The sequence below is a fragment of the Pirellulales bacterium genome (assembly GCA_019694455.1).
Taxonomy (GTDB): domain Bacteria; phylum Planctomycetota; class Planctomycetia; order Pirellulales; family JAEUIK01; genus JAIBBY01.
The window spans coordinates 1-5,439 of sequence record JAIBBY010000108.1 but is presented as its reverse complement, the minus strand read 5'-3'; the positions used below and the strand labels follow the sequence as shown (position 1 = coordinate 5,439).

Annotated in this window: 4 protein-coding genes; 2 read left to right on the top strand and 2 right to left on the bottom strand. The window is 63.7% G+C overall.

Going from position 1 to position 5,439, the window contains the following annotated elements:
• The coding region (gene asnB / locus K1X71_20880; protein ID MBX7075604.1) for an asparagine synthase (glutamine-hydrolyzing) at nt 1-1,387 on the bottom strand (1,387 nt) is incomplete at its 3' end.
• Between the two features lie 185 nt (nt 1,388-1,572).
• Between asnB and K1X71_20875 the strand changes: the two genes are divergently transcribed.
• The gene (locus K1X71_20875) at nt 1,573-3,282 is read left to right on the top strand and encodes a lipopolysaccharide biosynthesis protein (protein MBX7075603.1); all 1,710 of its coding nucleotides are present in this window, start codon (nt 1,573-1,575) and stop codon (nt 3,280-3,282) included.
• Here the strand turns inward: K1X71_20875 and K1X71_20870 are convergent.
• On the bottom strand, nt 3,275-3,730 hold the full coding sequence (locus K1X71_20870; GenBank protein MBX7075602.1) for a thioredoxin family protein: 456 nt from the start codon (nt 3,728-3,730) through the stop codon (nt 3,275-3,277). The genes K1X71_20875 and K1X71_20870 overlap by 8 nt on opposite strands.
• A gap of 309 nt (nt 3,731-4,039) precedes the next feature.
• Here K1X71_20870 and K1X71_20865 point away from each other — a divergent pair.
• Nucleotides 4,040-5,439: hypothetical protein (locus tag K1X71_20865; GenBank protein MBX7075601.1), on the top strand; the 1,400-nt coding region annotated here is incomplete at its 3' end.

Genomic DNA, 5,439 nt, shown 5'->3' with positions numbered 1-5,439 from the left:
CGTTGAGTCGACCGATGCCGGAGATCGACAGTTGCCGGTCTGGCGATTCGCTGGCGTCGCGCAGCGGGCCGATGTACACGCGCTCGTCGCCGCGCCAACTCCGGAACGCCTTGTGAACCAGCGGAGGATTCAGGCGGCGGCCGGCCAACAGCAGCGCGCTGACGGGTCCCAGGGTCTGGCAGGCCCATCGCAATTCACTCATGGCGCCGCCGATACGCCCCGCAAACAACCGATCGAGAACCGCATCGAGGAAGTTTGAGCTGTAGCCCGCCAGCAATTCGTCCGCCCCTTGTCCTTCCAAGAGCACCGTTACCTTGCCGCGCGCCTCGCGGTCGATGTTCCAGAGTGGAAAGACGGCCGGCGAGGGAATGGGCGTCTCCAGATGCCAAACAATCTGCCGCAAGGTGGGCAGAAAATCGTCGAATCGCGCGGGAATCAGGTTCGATCGCATCCCCAGCGATTGGGCCAGTTTGGCGGCCTGCGGCGATTCGTCATACGGTTCTCCCTGATAGGCCGCCGTAAAGGTGTCGAACGGCCCCTCGTAAAAGGTGCGCAGCATGCACGCCAGCGCTGACGAGTCGACGCCGCCCGACAGCGTCAGCCCCACCGGCACGTCGCTGCGCATCCGCAATTTCACGGCGTCGGAGAGCAACTCTTGCAACTGCTCGGCCGCGTCGTCGAAACTGAGCGAATGATCGACTTCGGTCGCATAGTTCCAATACCGTTCGATCGTCACGCCTTGGCGCGTGACGGTCATCGCGTGCGCCGGGGGCAAGCGCTTCACGTCGACAAAGCAAGTCGAAGTGCAGCGCGCGCCAACGCTGGCGCGCAGCACGCGCGAGATGGAGTTGTAATCGGGCTCCGCCAATTCCGGCGCGACCGCCAACAGCGCCTTGATCTCGGAGGCGAATAAAAATCGACCGCGGTGCGTCGCGTAGTTGAACGGCTTGACGCCGAATCGATCGCGGGCGCAAAACAACACGTCGCGGCGGCGATCGTATATGGCGAATGCCCACATGCCATTGAACTTGGTCAGCGACTCGAAGCCCCAGCGCCGATAAGCGCGCAACAACACTTCGGTGTCGGACTGGGTGCGAAAGGTCTCGCCCAACGCCTCGAGCTCGGCGCGCAGCTCAACGTAGTTGAAGATCTCGCCGTTGTAGGTGATCGTCAGGTCGCCGTCGTCGATCTCAAACGGCTGATTGCTCTCGGGGCGCAGATCGAGGATCGCCAATCGCAAATGCCCCAGGCCGGTACCTGGATCGAACACACGTACCCCCCTTGCGTCGGGACCGCGATACGGCATGGTCGCCAGCATCGCCTCCAATTGCTCGGAGGTGACAGGCTCCCGGGATCCCTGGCCAAAGATTCCGGCAATTCCGCACATAAATTGTCTAGCCCGCGTGGTAAGTCGAGGTGGCTATCTATTATGTTAGAAGCCACAATGGCAACGCAGCGGGCACGCGTTAAAAATTAGTCATCTTCGTTCGCGAAGTCACATCTCCTACAACCGGTTGGCCCGTACGGGACGAAGTTCTTCGTCCTGGGCCCACCCCGCATACAGGTTCTGCATTGAGCGTCGCTGGCCGCATTGCGCGAAACACCGCCACCACCTGGCTGCGCAGCCTGATCGCCGCTTTGGTGGCCCTCTTCCTGGTGCGCTTCCTGCTGACCCACCTCGGTCAGGCGGGCTACGGCACGGTCGAGCTCATCACCACCATTGTTTACCTGACGATCCTCACCGATCTGGGATTGCGCGCCGCGTTGTCGCGTCATTTGGCGGAACAGGTGGCGCTGGCCAACCCGCAGCGCGTCAACGAGTTGTTCAATAGCGCCCTGAGCTGCTACCTCGTGCTGGGGCTGGCGCTGGCAGGACTATTCGCGCTCTGCGCCGAACCGATCGTCGATTACTTCGAGATCGCCCCCGAGCAGCGCGCGGCGGCCATCACCTTGGTGCGCTGGTACGTGGCGCTATCGGCTGTCATGTCGTTCGTGGCCCCCAGCTTTGGCGCATTGATCGAGGCCGACCATCGGTTCGACATCACGGATCTGGTGCAAATCACCGATGTGCTCGTGCGCTTTGTGGGGGTGTTGGCGCTGCTGGGTGGCATGGGACTAGGACTGTACGGCTGGGCCGTGGCGATGCTCGGCGCGCGCGCGGTGAGCGTGCTGACTTTGATGATCTTCGCCAAGCGGCTTTATCCGCCGCTACAACTTGGCGCCCGCTTTGTGCGCATCGACGCGTTTCGCGATCTGTATTCGCTGGGCGGATTTCTGTTTCTGCACTCGCTAGTGCTGCAAGTCAACACGCTCACCGATCCCGTGGTGCTGGCCCGATTTTTGGGCCCCGTGTCGGTGGCGATCTACAAGCCCGCCCTGCTCGTGGTGACCAGCGCGTACCCGTTTGTGGCCGCGCTCAGCCGGCAGATCAAGCCACTGGTGACGGCGCTGCAGGCGACCGGCAACGATCAACAAGTGCAGGAGGTGACGATCCGCGGCACACGCCTCACCATCTTGATCGCAGTGCCGTTCTGCGTGGTGTTCGGCGCCTTCGCGCACCCGATCATCAGCATCTGGCTGGGGGACACGCTGGGGGCCGACGCGCTCGTCACCGCCCAGGCGCTCACCTTGCTTTCGCTCATGGATTTGGCCACGCATATCCGCGAGACGCAATCGTTCGTCATGGTGGGCCTCAATCGCGTTCGCTTTATGACGCTGGTGCAGGCCGCCGGGGGTATTGCCAGCATTATTTGCGGCATCGCGCTGGTCTGGTGGCTACACCGGCAAGGATGGGGCTACATGAGCGTGGTCGGCGTGGCCGTGCCGGCCGTCATTTCGAGTTGGGCGCAACTGGCGGTGATCACCGTCCATATCGGCCGCGAAACCGGCATCGGCGTGCGCCGCTACCTGTTGTACGGCTTTGGCCGCGGCTTGGTGGTACTCGCGATCACCGCCAGCGTGGCAATCGCGCTAGCGCAAGGGATGGCGCCAAAATCGTTGTTGACGCTTATCCCCTGTGTCGCCGTCACTGGCTGCGCGTGGCTCATCGCCAGTTGGACCATCGGCTTCGATCGTCGCGATCGCGTCCGCGTCGGGCAGATCGCCCAAGGCGCCGTGCGGCGCGCGCTCGGTCGGGCCGCGGCGACCGCAACGCCCGAGGCGGACCCTTCGGTCAGCGACTCCAGCGATGTGGAGACGCAGACGCTCGACGCCTCGATCACCCTGGAGATCGAGTCAGCGCGGCGCGAGACTGACGCCAGCGCCGCCCCCGGCGCTACTTGAGTTTGCTGGCGGTCGCCGGAAGCTGCGCGATCCGCTCCTCGCACGTGCCCAGCCGGCGATAAAGCTCTGTCGGCGACACATAACCCTTGACTTGCTCCACGATGTAATAATCGGGAGTAATCACGAGCGTCGTGGGAAACGACTTGATGTCGAGCTTCGTCACCAACTGCTGCGCCGTTTGCGAGTTGACCATCACTGGCACGAAGCGATTGTTCACTTCGCGAGCCACCTGTTCGTTGGCGTAGGTTTGGCTTTTCATCCGCACGCAATACTTGCAATTGCTGCGGGTGACGAACACCAGCATCGGTCGCTGGTGCTCTTGGGCAAGTTGCCAGGCCTCGTCGAGATTATCAGCCCAAATCACCTTTTCGCCTGCCGCGGCGATCGAAGGCGCCGCCAGCAGAACGGCAGCCAGGGCCAGACCCGATGCGAAGAGCGCGCGTCTCACGGTGGACCTCCTTGTCCTGGTGAAACTCCAGTTGCCGCCCTGAAAACTCAAGGTTTGTCCCAGCGGCAGGCATGGTTTTCATCGGCCGGGCATGGCAGCGCTAATCGCCCCGGTTGGGCGACTTTTTCCACTTGCGCCTGGCCGTGCGGGGCATTGCGCCGATTGTACCGCTTGCGCCGGCAGCGGGAGGGGAGCACGGCGGCAAACTGCGCGGGCTTGGCGATCTCTGCCAATCACGCGGACGCGAATTTCCCTGCGGCAAACGAGCAATTAGCATGGGCCACTGGCGCAGAATTCACAGGGGGCCCCATGACCTTCCAATCGTCGGCGATTCGTCTGCTCATCGCGATTGCGGCGTTGACCGCCGTGGCGACGTCGCTGCGCCTTTATCGGCTGGGCGATTGGCCCTTTGATGGCGATGAACTGGCCACGCTGGAAGAAGAAGAATCGGTGTATGGCCACAATCGCTTTGAACCCGGCTCGCAAAGCTACCGTCTGCCGCGACTGACGCCGCTCGCCTTCTGGCTGCACCACCTCGACTACCAATTCATTGGCCGCGACGAATATGGCAGCCGCCTGCTGGTGGCGCTTTGTGGCGCGGCGCAGGTGGGCGCGCTATTCGCGCTGGGCGCGCCTTCGTTAGGCTGGCCGGCCGCGCTCTCCGCCGCGCTCATCATGTTGTTGTGGCCTGAGCATCTCTTTCAAAGTCAGCAGAATCGCTTTTACACCTTCGCCGCGCTGTTGGCGCAAACCGGTTTGCTGCTCGGCGCCTGGGGTCTGGCGCAGCGCCGCGCCGCGCTGTTTGCGCTGGCCTGTCTGGCGATTGTGGCCGCGGTCTTCGCGCATTCGATCTCGGCGGTCTTGTTCTTGCCGCTGGCCGTGGGACTGGTCGCTTTGGAGTGGCAAGCTCGCCCATTGGCCCATCGCGCACGGTACTGGGCGCCGCTCCTCCTCGCCGCGCTGGTGTGTGGCGCGTGGATCGCTTTCCACCTCGCCGGCAGCGATTGGAACTCGGCGGAAACCTGGGGCTACACCTCCGCGCATGCCGTGCAGGCCGCGCTCAATCGCATTGGCTGGCCGATCGGCCTGGTAGCCGCGGTGGGAGCGCTTTTGCTGTGGGACCGGCGCACGCCCGACGCTTGGCTCTGGCTCTGTGCCGCCACTCTGTGGGCGCTGACCGCGGCGCTATTGCCGCGTGTCATGGTCTATCATCCGGCCTATGTCTTTCCGCTGGCCACGGCGGTGTTGGTGTTGGCCGGGGTCGCGACTGGCAAGATCTTTGAACTCTTATGGAGCATTCAGCCGGCCGCCGCCGCAGCCTGGCTGGCGATTGTGCCGCTCGTGTCGCTGCCAAGCACGTTGAGTCACTATCGCGACGGCTCGCGCTACGACCATCGCACGGCCGCGCGCTACCTGGTGGGTCAGGTTCGTTTGGGAGAATGCGTGGCCGCCGTGGCGCCAAGCCTGGTGCATTATTACGCCCCCGAGTTTCCGCGTCCGATTGGCATTGCCGCGGATTCCGTCGCCGATGTCGAAAAGCTGGCGGCCGCCCACTCGTCGCTCTGGATCGTGCTGCCGTGTAGTCGCGGCGGCGCCGCGAACGAGCTGCGCGCCTGGCTCGACGCGCATGCGCAGCGCATGTTTCCGGCGCGCGTGCCGCGCTTCGATTACTTCGACTACAGCGTCGAGGTTTACCGCTGCGCCGCTTT